This window comes from Dokdonella sp. (genome assembly GCF_019634775.1).
GTDB lineage: Bacteria > Pseudomonadota > Gammaproteobacteria > Xanthomonadales > Rhodanobacteraceae > Dokdonella.
In genome coordinates this window covers 207,945-228,316 of the sequence record NZ_JAHCAS010000002.1, presented here as the reverse complement: position 1 = coordinate 228,316, position 20,372 = coordinate 207,945, and the positions used below count along the sequence as shown (strand labels likewise).

15 protein-coding genes are annotated in these 20,372 nt (G+C 67.1%); 7 read left to right on the top strand and 8 right to left on the bottom strand.

Translation table 11 applies throughout. From position 1 onward, the window contains the following. Positions 1 to 357: 357 nt before the first annotated feature. The 5 genes from KF907_RS11905 to KF907_RS11885 form a co-directional block, all read right to left on the bottom strand. Positions 358 to 1,074 (bottom strand): response regulator transcription factor, encoded by a 717-nt coding sequence (locus KF907_RS11905; RefSeq protein ID WP_291220640.1) that lies wholly within the window; start codon positions 1,072 to 1,074, stop codon positions 358 to 360. Positions 1,075 to 1,144: 70 nt separating this feature from the next. Further along, a complete protein-coding gene (locus tag KF907_RS11900; protein WP_291220638.1) occupies positions 1,145 to 2,548 on the bottom strand; it encodes a sensor histidine kinase in 1,404 nt (467 codons plus the stop codon). A 99-nt stretch (positions 2,549 to 2,647) separates the two neighbouring features. Next, positions 2,648 to 3,628 carry a malate dehydrogenase gene (locus tag KF907_RS11895; RefSeq protein WP_291220636.1) on the bottom strand — a complete coding sequence of 327 codons (981 nt, stop codon included), beginning with the start codon at positions 3,626 to 3,628 and terminating at the stop codon, positions 2,648 to 2,650. Between the two features lie 43 nt (positions 3,629 to 3,671). Next, positions 3,672 to 4,037: a glutaredoxin family protein gene (locus KF907_RS11890; protein WP_291220634.1), complete on the bottom strand. Its 366-nt coding sequence runs from the start codon at positions 4,035 to 4,037 to the stop codon at positions 3,672 to 3,674. After that, positions 4,034 to 5,230: a pyridoxal phosphate-dependent aminotransferase gene (locus tag KF907_RS11885; RefSeq protein WP_291220632.1), complete on the bottom strand. Its 1,197-nt coding sequence runs from the start codon at positions 5,228 to 5,230 to the stop codon at positions 4,034 to 4,036. The genes KF907_RS11890 and KF907_RS11885 overlap by 4 nt, the downstream gene beginning before the upstream one ends. Positions 5,231 to 5,428: 198 nt before the next feature. On the opposite strand from KF907_RS11885, the gene KF907_RS11880 reads away from it, so the two are divergent. Then, the gene (locus KF907_RS11880; protein WP_291220630.1) at positions 5,429 to 5,686 is read left to right on the top strand and encodes a GlsB/YeaQ/YmgE family stress response membrane protein; all 258 of its coding nucleotides are present in this window, start codon (positions 5,429 to 5,431) and stop codon (positions 5,684 to 5,686) included. Positions 5,687 to 5,783: 97 nt separating this feature from the next. Here KF907_RS11880 and KF907_RS11875 read toward each other — a convergent pair whose 3' ends face one another. Beyond that, positions 5,784 to 6,302, bottom strand: a complete 519-nt coding sequence (locus KF907_RS11875) for a peptidylprolyl isomerase (RefSeq protein ID WP_291220628.1) — start codon at positions 6,300 to 6,302, stop codon at positions 5,784 to 5,786. 239 nt (positions 6,303 to 6,541) lie between these two features. On the opposite strand from KF907_RS11875, the gene KF907_RS11870 reads away from it, so the two are divergent. The 3 genes from KF907_RS11870 to typA all read left to right on the top strand — a co-directional run bounded on the left by KF907_RS11870 (position 6,542) and on the right by typA (position 10,625). Continuing rightward, entirely contained in the window at positions 6,542 to 7,141 is a 600-nt protein-coding gene (locus KF907_RS11870) for a cysteine dioxygenase (RefSeq protein ID WP_291220626.1), read from the top strand. Between the two features lie 35 nt (positions 7,142 to 7,176). Next, entirely contained in the window at positions 7,177 to 8,604 is a 1,428-nt protein-coding gene (locus tag KF907_RS11865) for an FAD/NAD(P)-binding protein (RefSeq protein ID WP_291220625.1), read from the top strand. Between the two features lie 191 nt (positions 8,605 to 8,795). Continuing rightward, entirely contained in the window at positions 8,796 to 10,625 is a 1,830-nt protein-coding gene (gene typA / locus KF907_RS11860; protein ID WP_291220623.1) for a translational GTPase TypA, read from the top strand. A gap of 22 nt (positions 10,626 to 10,647) precedes the next feature. On the opposite strand, the gene KF907_RS11855 is transcribed toward typA, so the two are convergent. Continuing rightward, positions 10,648 to 10,869 (bottom strand): hypothetical protein, encoded by a 222-nt coding sequence (locus KF907_RS11855; protein ID WP_291220622.1) that lies wholly within the window; start codon positions 10,867 to 10,869, stop codon positions 10,648 to 10,650. Positions 10,870 to 11,034: 165 nt separating this feature from the next. On the opposite strand from KF907_RS11855, the gene KF907_RS11850 reads away from it, so the two are divergent. After that, complete coding sequence (locus KF907_RS11850) at positions 11,035 to 13,446, top strand: S8 family peptidase (protein ID WP_291220621.1); 2,412 nt, start codon at positions 11,035 to 11,037, stop codon at positions 13,444 to 13,446. Between the two features lie 164 nt (positions 13,447 to 13,610). On the opposite strand, the gene KF907_RS11845 is transcribed toward KF907_RS11850, so the two are convergent. Beyond that, positions 13,611 to 15,413: a DUF885 domain-containing protein gene (locus tag KF907_RS11845; protein ID WP_291220619.1), complete on the bottom strand. Its 1,803-nt coding sequence runs from the start codon at positions 15,411 to 15,413 to the stop codon at positions 13,611 to 13,613. Positions 15,414 to 15,689: 276 nt separating this feature from the next. On the opposite strand from KF907_RS11845, the gene KF907_RS11840 reads away from it, so the two are divergent. Together KF907_RS11840 and KF907_RS11835 are read left to right on the top strand one after the other, a co-directional pair. Next, the gene (locus tag KF907_RS11840) at positions 15,690 to 17,630 is read left to right on the top strand and encodes a choice-of-anchor X domain-containing protein (protein ID WP_291220617.1); all 1,941 of its coding nucleotides are present in this window, start codon (positions 15,690 to 15,692) and stop codon (positions 17,628 to 17,630) included. Between the two features lie 347 nt (positions 17,631 to 17,977). Next, entirely contained in the window at positions 17,978 to 20,311 is a 2,334-nt protein-coding gene (locus KF907_RS11835; protein ID WP_291220615.1) for a choice-of-anchor Q domain-containing protein, read from the top strand. Positions 20,312 to 20,372: the final 61 nt, after the last annotated feature.

Below are 20,372 nucleotides of genomic sequence, written 5' to 3'. Positions count from 1 at the left end.
GGGCCAACAGGCGCGCGTGAATGTGGAAAGTCGCTTGAACATACATCCCCCTGGGTTGCACGTGCACCCGCGCATGCCCGGCTGGCGGACACCGCGGGTGAATCTTGTCGCTGGCACTCGATCCGGCCGCATCTGCGCCGGGCCTGCTCCGCCCGCCCGGCGGGACATCATCCCGCGGGTGGACAGCCGAAACCGCACGAGTCGGATCCCGCCTGCACGAAGCCTAAGAAAACCGACCGCACAGAATCACTCACCAAAACTTGCCTGCGCTCACATTAGCCGTGCAAATCGTACGCCGATTGCGTTTTCAAGCAGCGCGCGCGGCCTTGACCGGTCTGTCAACGATTGTGACGCGAATCATGTGTCCTCCCCGTCGGCCACTGCCACATAGCCGTAGCCGCGCACCGCCCGTACCGGCAGGCTGGCCCCGAGCTGGAGGAGCACGCGGCGGCGCAGGCGGTGCAGCAACATGTCCAGCCGATGCGGGTCGAACTCGTCCGGCATCGAGGTGATGCCGGCGATCAGCTGCTCGCGGCAGACCGGCTCACCGGCATGGGCAAACAACTGCGCCAGCAGCAGTCTCTCCGCCCGGTTCAGGTCCAGCGTCTGCCCGTTCGGGGCGACCAGTTTCCAGGCCGCGGCATCGACATGCCAGCCGGGTGCAGCGGCAGGAGGCGTGGCGGCCATGGACGTGGCGACGGGTTCGGGGTGCACACGCCGCCCCACGCTGACCAGGGTGGCGGCAAGCACCTCAATGTCGACCGGTTTGCCGAGCCAGGCGTCGGCCGATTCACGCAAGCCGAGCACGCGCTCGTGCTGGATGCCGCGCCCGCTCAGCATGACGATGCCGATCGGTGAAGTCGCACGCAGGCGCCGGGCCACGTCGAGGCCGCTCTCACCGGCCAGGCCGACGTCCAACACGGCCAGGTCGAAGCGGATCTGCTGCATGCGTCGCACCATTTCCGTCGAGGTCGCGAAGCCCTCGGCCGCGAAGCCGAGCGCATTGAGTTCGGCCACGAGAATCGTGTCCCTGAACTCGGCATCATCCTCGAGCACGGCAACAGAAAATGACATGACCGTACCGTCCACCTCCCATGCCAACGCGCATGAACGGCATCAAGCATGCCCGGACAGGACGCGTGTTTCAAAACCCGTGCGGCAATTCGATGTGAAACAAGCTGCCGTGGTCAGGGCGACTGTCCACCGCGATGCGCCCGCCGGCCGCGGCAATCAGGTTGGCAACCACCGCAAGCCCGAGCCCGGTGCCCTGCCCGGCCGGCTTGGTCGTGAAGAATGGTTCGAAGATGCGTCCGCGTACCTCGTCGCTCATCCCCTGTCCCGTGTCGGCGAAGCTGATCGAAACCGTATCCGTCGTGCCGGCATCCACCGCGATGCGGAACCTGCCGCCTTCGGGCATGGCCTGGTGCGCATTGGTGGCGATGTTGAGCACGAGCAGGCTGAACTGGTTGCGATCAAAACTTATCCTGGCCGGCCCGGCGGACGGCTCGATGTCTAGGCGTACTCCGGCACCAAACAGCTGGGTGAGCATCGGTTGCAGTTCGGCGAGTGCCTCGTTGGCGTCGAACACCTCGACCCGCGTCGCGTCCCGCCGGCTGAAGTTCAGCAGGGTCTGTGCGACCGCTGTGGCGCGACGCGCCGCGGAGTCGATGCCGCCAAGCGCGTCTTTCGCGGCGGTGAGCCCATCACTGCGCATCCCGCGGCGCGCATGGCCGAGGATCAGGCCGAGCAGGTGGTTGAAGTCGTGGGCCACGCCACTGGCGAGGTGTCCCACCGCCTCGACCTTGCGCGCATGGATGAGCTGCTCGGTCAAGCGTTCGCGCTCGGCGATCTCCTCGCCCAGGCGCGCATTGGCTAGTGCGAGCTGGTCTCCACGTCGGTTGGCTTCGCGCAGGGTCGCGCGCAGCGCCGCCACGCTGCGATCGATGGCGAGCGTGACGAGCAGGAAGATGGTCGCCGCGATGATGCCGCTGCCGATACGATCGGAAACGGCGTGCCGCGGGGGCGCCGCCGCGGTGGGCAGGTCAGCGGCGATATCGGTGGCGATGCCAAGCACGATCGCCAGCACCAACACCGCATACATGCACCACAGCGCCGGCCGCCCGACGATGAGTCCGGCAAGCACGAGCCAGACGACCTGCATCGGTTGCTCGTAGGCCTGGCCGTCAAACCCGTTGCGCGCGGAGGCCGCCAACAACATGAGCGCCACCACCGCAAGCACCATCCGCGTGGCCCGCTGGAAGCGCCCGCGTCGGATCAGGATCACGCCTCCCAGGCACACGACGATGACGCCAAGGCTGGTCAGCAGATCGACGGTTTCGCCTGATCGCCATGGAATACCGCTGAAAACGATGCGATAGATCCACAGCAACGAAGCCGCCACGGCGAGCACGAGCAGGACGAGCTGCACCATCGGCGCATTGCGGCGCTCGACCGGATCGACCACCGGCACATCGGCCAGCCAGCTCCGCAAGGAACGCCATGGATGTCGCAACCAGGCCCTGGCCTGGGACGATCCGGATTCGTTCATGGCGCGAAGGTTTTCCGCAGGAGCCCGTTTGCGGACGATTGGGGGGGACATGCCCCCCTACGAAAGGCATCGCCCCTGAAGGGGCTCCTACGGGGGCTCCTAGGCGAACAGGTGTTCGACCGCCGCACGTTCCTCGCGCAGCTCCTTGTCGGTGGCGGCGATGCGCGCCTTGGAGAAGTCGTTGAGGTCGAGCCCCTGCACGATCGCGTACTGGCCGTTTTTCACCGTGACCGGATAGCCGAAGATCACGCCGGGCGGCACGCCGTAGGAACCGTCCGACGGAATCGCCATCGACACCCAGTCGCCTTCGCTCGTGCCAAGCGTCCAGTCGCGCATGTGGTCGATCGCCGCCGAAGCCGCCGAGGCTGCCGAGGAAGCACCGCGCGCCTTAATGATCGCCGCGCCACGTTGCTGCACGGTCGGGATGAAGTCGTTTTCGTACCAGGCCTGGTCGACCAACGACAGCGCCGCCCGACCTTTTACCGAAGTGTGGTGGATGTCGGGGTACTGGGTCGAGCTGTGGTTGCCCCAGATCGTCACCCTGGCGATGTCGGTATTGAGCGCGCCGGTCTTCTCGGCAAGCTGGCTGATAGCGCGGTTGTGGTCGAGGCGCACCATCGCGGTGAAGCGCCGCGGATCGAGGTCCGGTGCGTTCTGCTGGGCGATCAGCGCGTTGGTGTTGGCCGGATTGCCGACCACGAGCACGCGCACGTCGCGCTTGGCATGGTCGTTGATGGCCTTGCCCTGCGGACCGAAGATCGCGCCATTGGCCTCGAGCAGGTCCTTGCGCTCCATGCCCGGTCCGCGCGGACGCGCACCGACCAGCAGGGCGTAGTCGACGTCCTTGAAGGCGACATTGACGTCATCGGTGGCGACCACGCCGTGCAGGGTCGGGAATGCGCAGTCGTTGAGCTCCATGACCACGCCGTTGAGCGCCGGCAGCGCGGGCGTGATCTCGAGCAGGTGCAGAATCACCGGCTGGTCGGGACCGAGCATGTCGCCGGCAGCGATGCGAAACAGCAGGGCGTAACCGATCTGGCCGGCGGCACCGGTGACGGCAACTCGGACGGGAGCTTTCATCGTAGCAACCTCGCGGGAAGGCAGTGGAGGAAGGAATCGGGTTTCAGTCGGACGCCGCGCCGAGTCCGGCCGCAGCGATCAGTTCGCGCGCACGATCCGGTGCGTAGCCGTGCACGACCTGGTCGCCGATGAGCAGGATGGGCACACCACGCCCGCCGACGAGATGGTACGCACGGCGTCCCTCGGCGCTGGCTTCGACATCGAACTCGGAATGGGAAACGCCCCAAAGCGCCAGATCGTTGCGCAGCTTGCTGCAATAGCCGCACCACGAGGTCGACAGCAGCACCACCGGCGCATCGCCGACCTCGGCGCGCGCGGCGACGGCATCGACGCCCCTGCGGCAGCCAGCCAGCGCCGCCACGACGACGGCGAACAGCACGACGCAGACGCGGTGCGTGGCGGGCCTCATACGAGTTCGGCGAAGAATTCCTGGATGCGCGCCAGACCCGGTGCGAGCTGGGCGGTCGGACACGTGTAGGAGATGCGCAGCGCGCGCGGTTCGCCGAAGGCGCTGCCCGGCACGCAGGCCACGCCCTTCGACTCCAGCAGCGCGTTGCAGAAATCGACATCGTTGTCGATACGCCTGCCGCCGTGCGACTTGCCGAACGCACAGGAAACGTCGGGGAACGCATAGAACGCTCCCTGCGGGCGCGGGCAGACCACGCCGGGGATCGCGCTCAGGGCGGCATGGACCTGGTCGCGCTTGGCCGCGAACTCGGCGTTTTTCTGCTCAGGCACGTCCTGCGGGCCACCCAGTGCAGCGGTCGCCGCGGCATTGACGACCTCGGGAATGCTGGTGATGTGGTTCGAGTTGAGCGTCACCATGGCCTGCGCGACCACCTCGGGACCGGCGACGAAGCCGACGCGCCAGCCCGGCATGCCGTAGGTCTTGGACAGCGAATCGACCTGGATCACGCGCTCGCGCAGCTCGGGGCGGGCGTTGACGAAATTGTGGTAGCCGACGCCGTCGAACACCATGCGGTTGTAGATGTCGTCACAGATGACCCAGACGTCCGGATGCCTGACCAGCACATCGGCGAGTGCGGCGATCTCGTCCTTCGAATAGACCATGCCGGTCGGATTCGACGGGTTGTTGAACAGGAACACCTTCGCGCCAGGCAAGGCTGCGTCGAGCTGCGCCGGAGTGAGTTTGTAGTTCTGCGAGGCCGGGCACGGCAGCGTGCGCACGCGCGCCTCGAGGATCTCGGCGATGTCGAGATAGGTCGTCCAGTACGGGGTCGGAAAGACGATGAGATCACCCGCGTCGAGCAGGGCCTCACCAAGGTTGTAGAGCATGTGCTTGGCGCCGATGCCGGTGGCGACATTGCGCCGCGTGTAGCCCGTCAGGCCGCTGCCTTCGAGGTGATGCAGGAAGGCGTCGAGCAGCGCATCCGGGCCGCGGTTCGAGCCGTACTGGCCGCTGTCGTGCTCGAGCGCCTTGCGTGCGGCCTCGTAGACGTGCGGCCCCGGCAGGAAATTCGGCACGCCGATCGAGAAGCTGATGATGTCGCGACCGGCGGCCTTGAGCTGCTTGGCCTTCTCGGCCACCAGCATGATCGCGCTCGGCTTCGCGCGGCTCATGCGCGCGGCAAGATTCGGCATGGGAAACCTCGACGAAAAGCGGGAAACACAGTGCGGAAACCGGCGGATTCTAGCACGCACGCGCATTCATGCTGCGCTGCAACCAATGATTGACCGCATGACACCCGGGTGCTTGCCGCGGCATGGTGACGCGATCCACCGGCAGCGTATGCTTGCCGCGCGCCGGGCGCCGCCCGGCTCAATCAACCGGAGAATGCAATGGGCGATCGCGGCATCATCATGACCCTTGTCATCGGCCTGCTTGTCGGCATCGTGGCGAAGTTCCTCAAGCCCGGCAAGGATCCCGGCGGCATCATCGTCACCATCCTGCTCGGCATCGCCGGCTCGTTCGTCGCCACCTACGCCGGCCAGGCGATCGGCTGGTATACGGTCGGCCAGACCGCCGGCTTCATCGCTTCGGTGATCGGCGCGATCCTGTTGCTGGTGCTGTACGGCCTGGTCACCAAGAAGCGCTGAGCGACACCTGTCCGTAGGAGCCCCTTCAGGGGCGATGCTTTTCTGCGAACAGAATCGCCCGCAAACGGGCTCCTGCGGGGGCTCCTACGAATCCTGCTCAGCGCGCGTCGAGCACCGCATTCCACTTCTCCAGATGCGGTGCCGCGGCGGCGAACAGGGCCGTGGTGTCGCCCTCGATGGTGATCGATTCGATCCTGTCGCCACCGCGGATTGCGTCGACGACCTTTTGGTCCTCCGCGCCAACCACCGCACCGAATACGGTGTGCTTGCCGTCCAGCCAGGACGTCGGCACGTGGGTGATGAAGAACTGGCTGCCGTTCGTGCCCTGCCCACCATGCGTGCCTGCATTCGCCATCGACAGGATGCCCGGGCGATCGTGCCTGAGTCCGGGCACGATCTCGTCGTTGAAGCGATAGCCCGGACCACCGGTGCCGGTGCCGCTCGGGCAACCTCCCTGGATCATGAAATCCGGGATCACGCGGTGGAAGTTGAGGCCGTCGTAGTAGCCGCGCTTCGCCAGGTTGACGAAGTTGGCCACCGTGACTGGCGTCTGCTCGGCAAACAGGGTGAGGTGGATCGGGCCGCGCGAGGTGGTGATCGTGGCTTTGAGGGTCATGCTCGGGCTCCTGCGGAAAGTCGCGCAGCCTACCCGAAAACGCCGAACCCGCGCCTGCATGGACCGGAACGGCGCGGCCAAGGGCCGGGCGCCCGCGCCCGCACGTCGCCACGCCACCCCGCTGCGAACCTTGCGGATGGCATGACGCCATTGCGGGATTGATCGGAGCACCCTTAGCGTCGGCCTAACATCCGGCGTGCTCTGATCGGCGCCGATGCCACCGGCAGATCGAGGCCAGCATGGCAACGTCCCATCCCAATCCCGGCGCAGTCGACCCGGCGTGGCTCCACGCGGCACGCGAACGCCTGCGCGAGCTGCCGCACGCCCCGGGGCCGACAGACATCGAGCCACTGCTCGATCGCCTTGCCTCACTGCCCTGGATCAATGCCTGCCCCAGCGCGGACGCACTGGTGCAGACCCGAACCCCACCGCGCTATCGTCGCCTCCTGATCGACGGCGACGCGCGGCGCGGCTACACCGCCCTGCTGATCGCCTGGCCGCCGGGCCACCGCACGCCGCTGCACGACCATGACGGCTTGTGGGGCATCGAACTCGTACTCGAAGGCGCGCTCATGGTCGAGGAGTTCCGCAGAAGCGACACGCCCGGTGCGACCTTCCTGGAACACGAGCGCAGCCTGATCCTCGGCATCGGCGATGCGGTTTCGTTCGCCAACCCGGACTACGTGCATTCCTGCCGCAACCTGTCGGTGCAGCGCGCGGCTTTGTCGCTGCATGTGTATGGTGGCAAGTTCGATACCTACTCGGCCTTCAACACCGACACCCTCGGTCGCGCCACGGCGACGCGACGGCGCGCCGGCATCGATGCCGTGATGATCTGATCCAGCGCGGATCGCCCACTGCACGGGAGACGACGATGAAACACGTGGCGGTCATTGGCGGGGGCGCGGCGGCAGCGGCCGTGGTCGGCGAGATCCTGCGCCATCCGCGCGGCGACCAGGTCGCGGTCCACTGGTTTGCCGGACACGGCCTGCGTGGCCGCGGCATCGCCTACGCGACCCCGGCCGACCACCACGTGCTGAACGTGCGCGCGGCGGCGATGGGCCTGTTCGCCGACGATGGCGGCGCGTTCTTCCGCGACGTGGTCGCGCACGTGCCGAGCGCGAAACCGACCGACTTCCTGCCGCGCGCATGGTTCGGCGACTACGTCGAGCGCACGCTCGCCGGCCTCATCGAGGAGGCGCGCGGACGCAACCAGACCGTGGACATCCGCCAGACCGTCGCCGTGGCGATGTGCGAAGGCACGCAAGGCCTGGTCATTGAGGCCGAGGACGGTTCGCGCACACGCATCGACGAGGCCGTGCTCGCACTCGGCGCACTGCCGCCGAGCGCATTGCCGGAAGTGACGCCGCGCGCACTCGATGGCGGCAACGTCGTCGTCGATGCCTGGCAACCCGCACTGCGCGCGAAGACGCCTCGCCGCATCGTCGTGATCGGCACCGGCCTCACCGCGGTCGACGTGATTCTCGATGCCGTGCGTGATTGGCCCGATGCACACATCACCGCGGTTTCGCGCCACGGCCACCTGCCCGGGGCACACCTGGCCGAACCGGGTGCGCCATACGAACACCAGGCCGAATTGATCGACGACCTGTTCGCCGAGCCACGCGTCGCGCGCTGGACCCGTGCCCTGCGTCGGGCCGCACGCGAGGACGGCGCCGATTGGCGTGCCGTCGTCGACGGCCTGCGCCCAGTCACGGTCGCGCTGTGGCAGGCCCTGCCCGAAACCGAGCGCCGGCGATTCCTGCGCCACCTGCGCTCCTACTGGGAAATCTCGCGCCATCGCCTGCCGACGCCGACCGCCGATTTCATCGAACAACTGCGCCAGCAGGGGCGGCTCGATATCGTCGCCGCACGCATCGAGCGCGTCGATGGCGACAACCTGCTCGCCGTCGACATCGTCGAACGCGCAAGCGGCCGGCGCCGTCGCCTCGACGCCGATCTCGTCGTGCAGGCCACTGGCCCGCGCCTCGACGCCAGCGCGACGCGCGATCCGCTGGTGCGCCAGCTGCTCGCCGACGGCCTCGTGCGCGCCGACACCGTCGGCCTCGGCCTCGCCTGCGACAACGACGGCCGCCTGCGCAATGCCGGCGGTGAGCGCAGCGGTCGCCTGCACGTGCTCGGCGCGCTGATGCGCGGCAGCGTCTGGGAATGCGCGGCCTTTGCCGAGATCCGCCAGCTCGCCCGCAGCATCGCCCACGGCCTCGTCAGCGACGCCGTCGATGCCGGGCGCAGCACGCGAACCGGCGGGCTCTCGCGCACGCCGCTGGCGTTGGTGGGGTGAAACCTGGAACGGGGAGATCAGGAGCGACGCATCCCGCTTCCTGCTTCTCCATTCCCGATTCCCCATTCACCATTCCCAGCCCCAGTTGCAGCACCGCAACATTTTTCCGGGCATAATGCACGGCTGCCGTTTTCGCGGCGCTCTCCTTCCCTTTCGCAACGGCGTCCCCGCGGACGCCCACGGTGTCGTGCATGTCCATCGAAAACCTCCGCAACATCGCCATCGTCGCCCACGTCGACCACGGCAAGACCACCCTGGTCGACTGCCTGCTCAAGCAATCGGGCACCTTCGGCGAACGCACCGTGCTCGCCGAGCGCGTGATGGACTCGAACGACCAGGAAAAGGAACGCGGCATCACCATCCTGTCCAAGAACACCGCGATCACCTGGCGTGGGAACCGCATCAACATCGTCGACACCCCCGGACACGCCGATTTCGGCGGCGAGGTCGAGCGTGTGCTGTCGATGGTCGACACCGTGCTCATCCTCGTCGACGCCATGGATGGGCCGATGCCGCAGACGCGCTTCGTCACCCAGAAAGCGTTCCAGATGGGCTTCAGGCCGATCGTCGTCATCAACAAGGTCGACCGCCCCGGTGCACGCCCGGGCTGGGTGCTCGACCAGACCTTCGACCTGTTCGACCGCCTCGGCGCGACCAATGAACAACTCGACTTCCCGGTCGTCTACGCCTCGGCCCTGCACGGCTACGCCAGCCTCGACCCGGACGCGCGCGAGGGCGACATGACCCCGCTGTACGAGGCGATCATGCAACACGCGCCGGTGCCGCCGGTCGATCCCGACGGCGCGTTCCAGATGCGCATCAGCCAGCTCGACTACAACAGCTACGTCGGCCTGATCGGCATCGGCCGCATCCAGCGCGGCAAGATCCGCACCAACATGCCGGTCGCGATCCTCGACCGCGAGGGCAGGAAGCGCAGCGGCAAGGTGCTGCAGGTGCTCGGCTTCATGGGACTCGAACGCCTCGAAGTGCCGGAGGCACAGGCCGGCGACATCATCGCGATCTCCGGCATCGAGGAACTCGGCATCTCCGACACGGTCTGCGCGCCGGACGCGCCGGAACAACTGCCGGTGCTGACCGTCGACGAACCGACCATCAGCATGACCTTCCAGGTCAACAACTCGCCGTTCGCGGGCACCAAGGACCACAGCGGCGGCAAGTTCCTGACCAGCCGCCAGCTGCGTGACCGGCTCATGCGCGAGACCCTGCACAACGTCGCGCTCAAGGTCGAGGAAACGGAAGACCCTGACAAGTTCAAGGTGTCCGGCCGCGGCGAGCTGCATCTGTCGGTGCTGATCGAGACCATGCGCCGCGAAGGCTACGAACTGGCCGTGTCGCGCCCGGAGGTCATCATCAAAGACATCGACGGCGTCGCCAGCGAACCGATCGAGCAGCTCGTCGTCGACATGGAGGAACAATTCCAGGGCGGCGTCATGGAACGCCTCGGCATGCGCCGCGGCCAGTTGCGCAACATGGAACCCGACGGCAAGGGCCGCGTGCGCCTCGAATACCTGATCCCCGCACGTGGCCTGATCGGCTTCCAGACCGAGTTCCGCACGCTCACCGCCGGCACCGGCCTGCTGTTCCACGTGTTCGACCACTACGGCCCGAAGGCCGAAGGCGCGATCGCCAAGCGGCCGAACGGCGTGATGATCTCCAACGGCCAGGGCCAGGCACCGGCCTATGCGCTGGTCGGCCTGCAGGAGCGCGGCCGCCTGCTGGTCGGCGAGGGCGACGAGATCTACGAAGGCCAGCTGGTCGGCATCCACGCCAAGGACAACGACCTCACCGTCAACGCTCTGCGCGCCAAGCAGCTCACCAACATCCGCGCCGCCGGCAAGGACGACAACGTGCAGCTCACCCCGCCGGTGCGCATGTCGCTGGAACAGGCGCTCGAGTTCATCGAGGACGACGAGCTCGTCGAGGTCACGCCCAAGGCGATCCGCCTGCGCAAGAAGAACCTCACCGAAAGCGACCGCAAGCGCGCTTCGCGCGCCGCCTGAGTCCGCGCTGCGGGAAACCGCGTCAGCCGCGCCACCCGGTCGGTGCAAGAACGGGCATCACGCCGGAGAGTGCCTGCTGCGAGGCCAATTCCCCCTGCCCGGTCGCCGTCGCATGGCGGCGCCAGTACCGCGTCGGGCAAGACGCCGCGGTCACGCCGACGCCCATGGCGGACCGCACGGTCTCGTCGAAGTCGCCATGGGCGGTGATGCAAGGCAGCGCAAACGGCGCACTGCTCGTGCGCATGATGCCTGGTTCCCACGGCAGGGGACGTGCAGGTTGCGGATGGCGGCCACCCGACCGAGTCAGCAACTGGTCCTGTTTTCCGTATCGTTGAAATGAAACCGGAAACGACACGATTCCAACCGCGCCGACCGGCCGTTGGCGGCGCATCCCCTGTCGGAGACCGCCATGGCGACGCGCAGCACGCCCCGTTCCCGCAAGCCCGCACCCGCGGCGAAGACCACCCGCAAGATCGGCACGCGCAGGACCCGCACTGCCGGTTCGGCCGGCCTTGATCCGCCCGTCGTCGTCTACATCCACGGCATTGGCGAGAAGCCGCCCAAGGATGAGCTGAAGCGCCAGTGGGATCTGGCCCTGTTCGGCCGCGACATGGGCGCGCGCACGCGCATGGCGTACTGGGCGGACATCCTGCACGGCCCGGGATCGTCAGGCGGCGGCAAGTCCGGCAAGGCGGTTTCCGAAACCGCGCTCGACACCGACGCCCTGCTCGATGAAGCCGGCATCGCCGCGCGCAGCCGTGCGGACGCCGAGGAACTCGCAAACGCCCTGCTCGCTGTGGCCGGCGTGCCGGTCGAGGCCGGCGCAGTGGGTACGAAGGTGCTGCCGCTGCCTGCCTTCCTGCGCAAGCCGATCGCACGCAAGTTCCTCGAATGGCTGGTCAAGGACAGCGCGGCTTATTTCTTCAAGAAGGACATCCGCCAGCGCATCCAGCAGCGCTTCCGCGAAGCACTCGCCGGCGATGGCCCGAAGCTCGTCGTCGCGCACAGCCAGGGCACGGTCGTCTCGCTGGAAGTGCTGGCCGATATCGCGAAGAACGGCACGCCGGTCGACGTCGAACACTGCGTCACCCTCGGTTCGCCGCTCGGCCTGCGTGAAGTGCAGGATTTCCTTTCCTGCAAGCTCGAGGTGCCGAAGGGTATCCAGCGCTGGCACAACTTCGCCGATCCGCTCGACCCGGTCGCGCTCGACAAGGGTCTGGCCGGCGACTTCGGCGCACGCGGTTTCATCATCGACGAACTGATCCTCAATACCGAACTGCGCCGCCTCGAAGGGCTGAACCCGCATTCGGCGATCGGTTATCTCGCGCACCCGAAGGTCCGCCGCGTTGTGCAGGAATCCGCGCATGTCGACATGCATGCGCGCTTCCTTGTCGCCCGCGACGTCGCCGTGGAACTGGCCGTCGAACGGCGCCAGCCCGTGCTGATCGAGATCCTCGAACCGGGCTATCGCGCGCTCGACGAAAGCAAGGAGCAGATGCAAGCCCGCGAGAAGAAAACCGCGAATGGCGCGAACGACCTGCGCACGCGCATCGCCGAGGCCGCGCGCATGATCGAGGCCGTCGTCGAAAGCCATGCCGAAGTCTCGCCCGAGCGCAACGCGGCGGCAGCCCTCGCCGCTGCGCGCATCGATCCGCTGCGGCGCTTCGTCGCCGCGCACCTGACCCCGTTCGAGCTCGGCATCATCGCCGCGCGCCACCGCGAACTGCGCGTCTATGCGATCTGGAAGAGCGCCAGCAAGCGCCGCCTCGTGCACCGTTCGGCACGCGCCGTGCAGGTCGATGCGGCACGCAGCAGCTACGGCGCCTTCGGTGAGCGCATCCGCTGGGCCGTACTCGATACCGGCGTCCACTGCGACCATCCGCATTTCAAGAGCCACGGCAACCTGGTCGAGGTCTGGGACTGCACCCAGCCTGGCCCGCCGACGCGCATCGACATCGCAGCGCCGAACGAGACGGCCGAACGCCGCGCCCGGCGCGAGATGATGCGCAAGGATCGCGACGGCCACGGCACGCACGTCGCCGGCATCATCGCCGGCATCGCGCCCGAATCCTTGCGCAGCGGCAATGAGGTGCCGTCCGGACTCGCGCCGCGCGCGCAGCTCGTCGTCTACAAGGTGCTCGACGACCGCGGCAACGGCGAGGACGCCTGGATCATCAAGGCGCTCGACCACATCGCCGAGCAGAACGAGAACGCCTCGACGATGCTCGTCGACGGCATCAATCTGAGCCTCGGCGGTCCTTACGACAGCACGGTCTACGGCTGTGGCTTCACGCCGATCTGTGCCGAACTGCGCAGGCTGTGGCGAGCCGGCGTGCTCGTCGTGGTCGCCGCCGGCAACGAAGGCCAGACCGAAGTCTCCACACCCGACGGCGAGCGCGATCTCAATACCTCGCTCTCGATCGGCGACCCGGCCAACCTCGAGGACTGCATCGCGGTCGGTTCGGTCAATGCCGACAAGCCGCACCTGTACGGCGTGTCGACGTTCTCCTCGCGCGGCCCGACCGCCGACGGCCGCGTGAAACCCGACGTGGTCGCCCCTGGCGAACGCATCCGCTCCTGCGATTCGCGCTACCGCGCCGAAACGATCGACGATCTCTACCGCAACGAAAGCGGCACCAGCATGGCCGCCCCGCACGTCTCCGGCCTGCTCGCCGCCTTCCTGTCCGTGCGCCCGGAGTTCCGCGGCCGCCCGGACGAGGTCAAGGCCCTGCTGCTGCGCACCTGCATCGACCTCGGCCGCGACCGCTACCACCAGGGCGCGGGGCTGCCGAACCTCATGCGGATGCTGCTGGAGGCGTGAGGGCGCCGCCGTTCACCGCCCTGCCCGGGCGTGATCGCCCGGCCCATCGCGACCGGGGCAGCCATGCGTGACGCAGGCCGCTTGCACGGGCTCTTGTTTTCGCGCAGCGACGCTGACGATGGCCCGGCACCGGGGTGCGTGCGATGGAATCGCCCGAAGCGCGCTCAGTGGATGGCTTCGCCCAACATCAGCTGCCGCACGAACCGCACCGGCGGCGCGCCATAGGACAGCACCTGGTCGTGGTAGGCCTTGAGGTTGAATGCATCGCCCTGCTTTGCTTCTGCGGCCTTGCGCAGATCGAAGTGTTCCTGCACGCCGACGAAATAGGTCGGCAACTGTGCCGAAGTGAGCTGCGCGCGTGTCCACTTGCCGGCAGCTTCGCGTTCCTGCTGGAAGGTCTGGCGGACCATGAGGTCCATGGCCTGTTCGCGCGTCCAATTGTCGACGTGCACGCCCTGGTCAAGGATCGCGTTGGCGATCGTGCGCAGGTAGAACTTGAGCTGGACGAGGCGGAACAGCGGGTCGTGGTCGAGGTAGCCGGCGTCGGCCATCATCTTCTCGGTGTACACGGCCCAGCCTTCTGCGAACAGGCCCGAGCGCAGCACGCCGCGCAGGGTCGAGGGGAACCGTGCCGAGTGCCAGCCTTCCAGATAGTGGCCCGGCGTACCCTCGTGGATGCTCAGCAGGTGGATCATGCGCGAGTTGTATTCGCGCAGGAACGAGTCGACCTGGGTATCGGTCCAGTCATCGGGGATCGGTGACACTGCGTAGAAGGTTGCGAGACCCTTGTCGAGCGGGCCAGGCGAATCGCAATAGGCGACGGCAACGCCTCGCTGGAACTCCGGCATCAGGATGATCCGGACCGGCGCGTCGGGCAGCGTGACGAGGTCCTTTTCGCGCACGAAGCCGGTGGCCGACTTCAGCGCCGCTTCGGCCGCTTCGACGACCTTGTCGCGGGCCGGCTTGTCGGCGTAGGCGAGTTCGAGCGCGGCTTCGATCGCGGCCTGCTGCTGCGCGTCGTCCGGCACGTCCGGCAGTGGCGGTGCCTTGGGCTGGTCCGCGAGCACGCCACGCGCGATGACGTACATGTCCTCGCGCACGCGTTTCAGTTCCGCTTCGGCGCGTTGCCTGATGTCCGCGCGCGACAGCGACGACAGCAGTGCGAAGCCGAGTTTCTGGTCGTAGATGGCCTGGCCGACGCGGAAATCGCCCTTCGCGTTCGGCACCAGGGTGTGGTCGAGCCATGCCTGATGTTCTGCTACCGCGGCTCTCAGGGTTTCGATGGCCTGTTCGGTGCGCGCTCGATCCGCTTGCGACAGATCCTTCAGGTGCGGGGTGATGAACATGTCGACGATGCCGAGTACGCCGTTGTTCTGCCTTGCGACCGTCTCGGCGTGGATCGCCGGAACGCGTGCGGGATCGAGGTTGGCGCGCGCCTGCGCGAGCAAGGTCGGCAGCTTCTCCATGCGCGCAGTGGCCGAGCGGATGCGCTCGGGCAGCGGCGCGAACTCACGCGCCATGAGGTTGTAGATCGCACCGCCAGCGAGGCCGCTGTAGACCAGCGGGTCGGTCGCCCAGCTTTGCTGGGTCTCGGCATCCCACAGGCCATACTGGAGCTGATTGCGCAGGATCGCTGCATCGACCTGGTTCTCGCGCGAGAGTTGCGCAGCATCGACCGCGTCGAGTTCAGCCAGCATCCGACGCGCGAAATCGATGCCCCTCTGCCGCCCTGCCGCAGTGAGATCGTCGAGTTCGCCGTCATAGCGGTGTTCGCCGATCTGGGTCGCGGCGACCGGCGACAACTGCAGCCACCCGTCGAGCGCGCGTCTGGACAGGTCGGCGAACGTCGCATCGGCATCAGCCACGGTCGTCGCAACGGGAGCCGGCACCGGATCGACCGGCGCTTCGGACTTCCGGCAGGCACCAAGGATGGACAACAGGGCAAGGGCAAGCAGGATCTGGCGCATTTCGGTATTCCCCTTGGGATGCTCTGTTCAGAGCATCCGTTGTGCGGCAAGGCACGGCACCGGTAAGCATAGGCGCAATTCCCCCCAATGTGCCGCACTGCGCCTTGCAATGCAGCACGCGGCCGAGCACGCTCGCCCGGATTCGGCCATCGCTGGGGACGGTGCCGCAGGCGGTACACCGGCCTGTGCATCGGGCGACGCCGAATCCGCCGCCAAATTTCCGTGCATCCAGCGTGATCCATTGACTCGAAACCAGTCCAGCCGGGAGGAGTTCCTGTGAATCGAACGCATCGCCTGTTGTCCGCCGTGACCCTGTTTGCCGCCGCGCCGCTGTTCGCGCAGGGCGATGTCGATGTGCACTCCTTCGCCAAGCAGTTGGCCGGGCCAGCCGCCGAGATCGAGGCGATGCGCGCGCCGTCGCCGGTCGATGCGACGATCCATTCGCGCAGCGCCCTGCTGCCGGTCCGCTTCGCGGGCAGCGGTGTCGGCGGGTCGACATGGCAGACCACCCTGCCGATCGAGAGCGATACGCTGCGCTTCCTCGTCTTCGCCCCCGCACAGGCGAACTGGCAAATCGACATGGTCGGCGCATCCGGCCGCAGCATGGAAGCCGCCGCGCTGGCCGCGCGCGTGATCGGAACCGACTTCGGCATCGGCGAGGCGCGCGTGCCGACCGTGCGCTACGACTTCGACAATCTGCAGGGCGACAACTGGAGCCTCAAGCTGCGCAGCACGGCCGATGCCGGCGACGGGTTCATTCTCGTCGAGGGCGATGCGGCCACCGAGCTCGCCTCCTACCAGACCCACACGCGGCAATTGGTCGGCGAACGCCTCGGCCTGACCGCCCTGCTGACGGCGTCGACCGATGCCGACGTGCGGGTCGGCCGGAAAGCCGGACGCATCACCGAGGCCTTCATCCGCGTCACCGCACCCGACGGTTCGGTTTCGCAGCATCCGATGTTCGACGATGGGCGCCACGACGACGGTCGCGCCGGCGACGGCCTGTTCGGCGGCGATTTCCCGGCCACATCGGCGGGCAACTACGTGGCCCAGGTCGAGGCGCGCGGCAGCAATCGGCATGGCCGGGCTTTCGTGCGCACCGCCGAACACCTGATCCCCGTGGTCGACCGCAGCCTCGACCTGATATCGACACAGGCCAGCGCAGTCGCCGGCGAGGTCAATCGCCTGTCGATCCGCGTACCGGTGGCGGCACACAAGGCCGGCCAGCACTATCGCGCGATCGGCGAGGTGTGGGGCACCGATGGCAACGATCGTCCCGTCGCTGTCGCATGGCTCGGCGGCATGGTCACCCCGCGCAACGGGCAACTTGCTCTCGGCTTCGACGAGCGTTGGGTCGCCCTGAGCAACGCGAAGCCGCCTTATGAACTGCGCAACCTGCGCATCGAGGATCCCGACCACTTCATCACCGTCGCTTCCGCGAAGCGCATCGCGCTGACGATGCCGGCCCTGCGCACGACCCAGGCGGCTTCGGAAATCGTCATTGACGAAATGATGACGATGGGCCCGCGTCCAACCGGCGGCAACGCCACCCAAGGTGTCGGCAAGCGCCTGCTGCTCGTGCACGGCTACTGCTCAGGCGGAGTCTGGCCGGCCAGCCAGTTCAGCACGGCCTCGACCTTCCTCGACGCCAACCAGAACCGCAGCCACGACCAGTTTGCGCAGTTGATCCGCAACTTCGGCGCAACCTGGAACTCATTCGGAACGGTCGCCCACAGCCAGGGCGGAGCTGCTTCGCTGCACCTGTACGCGTTCTACTGGAGCGGTCTGGACAACGCCACCGGCAACCGGCTGATCCAGTCGGTTGGCACGCCGTACAAGGGCACCAACCTGTCTGGCATCCTGGCCACACTCGGCAGCTGGTTCGGCATCGCCTGCGGCTCCAACAGCAACCTCACCTACAGCGGCGCATCGGCGTGGCTGGCCGGAGTGCCGAATTCGGCGCGCGCCAAGGTCAATTACTACACGACCTCGTTCAAGCTGACCAACTGGTGGACCAACGACTACTGCCAGTTCGCCACCGACCTCGTGCTGAGCGATCCGGAAGACGGCACCACAGAACAGGTCAACGGCCAGTTGTCCGGCGGCGTCAACCGCGGTCATGTCACCGGCCAGTGCCATACCAGCGGCATGCGCGACCCGGCTCAGTACCTGAACGCCAGCCGCAACGCGACAATGAACAGCAACGCTGCACGTTGATCGACGCCGCGGAGCGCGACGACCGTCGCGCTCCGCCCGCCGCATCGATCCGGCGGCTTCCGCCGAAGCCGTCTCGGCGGAGCCGTGACGCCGACAGGATGCGTCGGCACGTGTACCTGGCCGGGCAGGCTGGCCCCGGCTCCGACTGACCGGTGCACCATACGGGACACTGACGTCATGCTTTCCGGCATGCCTGGGCCGGTCGCAGGCCTTGCTCCCGAAATCGGCCACCGGATGCCGCACCGAGGCCCGAGCACGCCCGCTCTTGATCGGTGGTGGCCCCTGGCACTGCCGGTCGCCGTGGATAGACGCAATGGCCGTTGCTCGGCTGTCCCGGATCCCGAACCATGAAACATCGACTTGCTCTCGCACTGGCCTTGCTGGCAGGCACCTCGTCGCTGCATGCGGCCACCATCACGGTCAACACGACCGCCGACCAGGACGGCACAGGCGTCCAATGCTCGCTGCGCGAAGCGATCACCGCTGCACGGACCAACACCGCCTACGGCGGTTGCATTGCCGGCACGGTCGACGACACGATCGTCCTGTCCGACGGGACTTACAATCTTGATCTGACGCCATCCAACAACTCCTCACACCTGGCTATCTCTGGTGCTGGTACGACGACCATCCGCGGCACAGGTGCCGAGCGCACGATCATCGATGGCAACGATCAGTCACAGAAAGGGGTTTTTCACGTCGGCGGCAACGGCGTGTCGGCGACCCTGGAGGACCTGACCATCACCGGCGGCAACGCATCGAGCGGCGGCGCGTTGATGGTGAGCGCACAGGCGGCAGTCACCGCGCGTCGCGTGCACCTAACCCGAAACACTGCCGCTGCAGGCGGGGCGATCTATATTGCCAGCACCACGGGGACAGCCACCCTGCTGCTCGATGCGAGCACCGTTTCGGACAACGACGCCGTCAGCAGCCTCTCCGGCGGCAGCGCAATGCTGCTCGGGGGAGGTTCGGACGTGACGATCCAGAACAGCACGATCAGCGGCAACCGCACCTCCGACGGTACGATCAGGCTCGGCGGCAACGTCGCGACCCTGAAAGTATTGAGCAGCACGATCGCCTTCAATACCCAGATCTCCCGCGAGGGGTCGTTGATCGCCGGCATCAGCAGCCTGCCAGGATCCTACGTGACCCTGCGCAATTCGATCCTCGCGCACAACTACACGCGTGGCGAGTCCGCATCGCGCGATTGCGGCAACGGCACGTTCACCTCGCAGGGCTACAACCTGATCAGTGACACCAGCAACTGCACGCTCGTGGGACAGACGGCACTGGACCTGGTCAATACCGATCCGCGCCTGCTGCCGCTGTTCGACTACGGCGGCCCGACCCCAACGCTCGCCTTGCGTCTCGACAGCCCTGCACGCGACGCGGGTAATCCGGCCACGCCTGGCAGCGGTGGCTCGAGTTGCACAAGCACCGATCAGCGCGGCGTTTCACGCAGCGGGGGCTGTGACATCGGTGCCTACGAACAACGCAGCACCTTCACTGTCGATACACCCGAAGATGGCGGCCCTTCCTCGTCGAATCCGGCGATTTGCGACAGCGTCGCGCCGAACGGTGGGGGTTGCACGATCCGTTCGGCATTGACCAAGGCAGGTCAACGCGCCAGCGCTACCGAGATCCGTCTGCCGGCCGGACGATACTTCCTGCGCAGCACGCAGAGCGGCATTGCCGGCGGCGATCTCAACGTCTCCGTCGACGACGCGGTGGTGATCCGGGGCGATGGTGCCGACCGAACCTTCATCGAGATGCAGATCGAGCCAAACGGGCAGGCCAACAACGTGTTGAGCCTTGCAAGAGGTAGCCTTGCCCTGATCGGAGTGACCCTGAGCGGTGGCAAGCCGGGTTCCGGCCTCGGCACCGGCGGCCTGCAGGTGGGTGCGACCAGCGCGGCCACCAACGCGCTCCTGTTTGAATCGGCCATCGAGAACTCGACCGGCTTCAACGCCGGCGGCGCCTACGTCGGCACCAACAGCAGTCTGCGCGTCTACCACTCGACGATTTCACGCAACCGCGCCGACTACGGCCTCAACGGCAATGGCGGAGGTATCTACGTCAATACCGGCGGAGAACTCTTCCTGCTCAACAGCACGATCAGCGGCAACATCGCCGAGGGCAGTGGTGGCGGCCTGTACAGCCTCGGCAGCGTGCACAGCTCATTCTCAACCATCAGCGGCAACCGCGCCGACAGCAATGGCGATGGCGCCGGGAGTGGCGGCGGCATTCATCGCTCCAGCGGCAGCATCTTCGTCAGGGCGACCCTGATCTCCGGCAACCGGGACGACTCCAGCATTGCCCCCGACTGTGCCGGCAGCGTGCAGCGCCTGGGATACAACCTGATCGGCACGACCAGCGGCTGCTCCCCATCCGGCCCGGTACCGGCAACTGAACTCAGCAACGTCGCCGCGCCGCTGTCGCCCCTGGCGAACTTCGGAGGGCCGACACGCACACATGGCCTGCTGGCAGGCAATCCTGCGATCAACCATGTGCCGGCGCCGATCAGCAGCGACATGCTGGCCTGTGCCGACGAATCCGGCGTGCGCCTGATCGTCGACCAACGCGGTCAGCCGCGCCCGTTCGATGGCGTCTTCTTCCGCTGCGACATCGGCGCTTCGGAAGGCCTGAGCGACGCGATCTTCATCGATGGATTCGATGATTGACGCTCCGCCAGGCATCCGCCTGCATGCATAGGTCCGTGCAGCGTCTGTGGTCGCCGGCGAG

Coding starts and splice junctions, on each gene's coding strand:
- KF907_RS11905 (WP_291220640.1), bottom strand. CDS start 1,074: ATGTCATTTTCTGTTGCCGTGCTCGAGGATGATGCCGAGTTCAGGGAC.
- KF907_RS11855 (WP_291220622.1), bottom strand. CDS start 10,869: ATGCGCACGAGCAGTGCGCCGTTTGCGCTGCCTTGCATCACCGCCCAT.
- KF907_RS11875 (WP_291220628.1), bottom strand. CDS start 6,302: ATGACCCTCAAAGCCACGATCACCACCTCGCGCGGCCCGATCCACCTC.
- KF907_RS11895 (WP_291220636.1), bottom strand. CDS start 3,628: ATGAAAGCTCCCGTCCGAGTTGCCGTCACCGGTGCCGCCGGCCAGATC.
- KF907_RS11870 (WP_291220626.1), top strand. CDS start 6,542: ATGGCAACGTCCCATCCCAATCCCGGCGCAGTCGACCCGGCGTGGCTC.
- KF907_RS11880 (WP_291220630.1), top strand. CDS start 5,429: ATGGGCGATCGCGGCATCATCATGACCCTTGTCATCGGCCTGCTTGTC.
- KF907_RS11890 (WP_291220634.1), bottom strand. CDS start 4,037: ATGAGGCCCGCCACGCACCGCGTCTGCGTCGTGCTGTTCGCCGTCGTC.
- typA (WP_291220623.1), top strand. CDS start 8,796: ATGTCCATCGAAAACCTCCGCAACATCGCCATCGTCGCCCACGTCGAC.
- KF907_RS11900 (WP_291220638.1), bottom strand. CDS start 2,548: ATGAACGAATCCGGATCGTCCCAGGCCAGGGCCTGGTTGCGACATCCA.
- KF907_RS11845 (WP_291220619.1), bottom strand. CDS start 15,413: ATGCGCCAGATCCTGCTTGCCCTTGCCCTGTTGTCCATCCTTGGTGCC.
- KF907_RS11850 (WP_291220621.1), top strand. CDS start 11,035: ATGGCGACGCGCAGCACGCCCCGTTCCCGCAAGCCCGCACCCGCGGCG.
- KF907_RS11885 (WP_291220632.1), bottom strand. CDS start 5,230: ATGCCGAATCTTGCCGCGCGCATGAGCCGCGCGAAGCCGAGCGCGATC.
- KF907_RS11865 (WP_291220625.1), top strand. CDS start 7,177: ATGAAACACGTGGCGGTCATTGGCGGGGGCGCGGCGGCAGCGGCCGTG.
- KF907_RS11835 (WP_291220615.1), top strand. CDS start 17,978: ATGAAACATCGACTTGCTCTCGCACTGGCCTTGCTGGCAGGCACCTCG.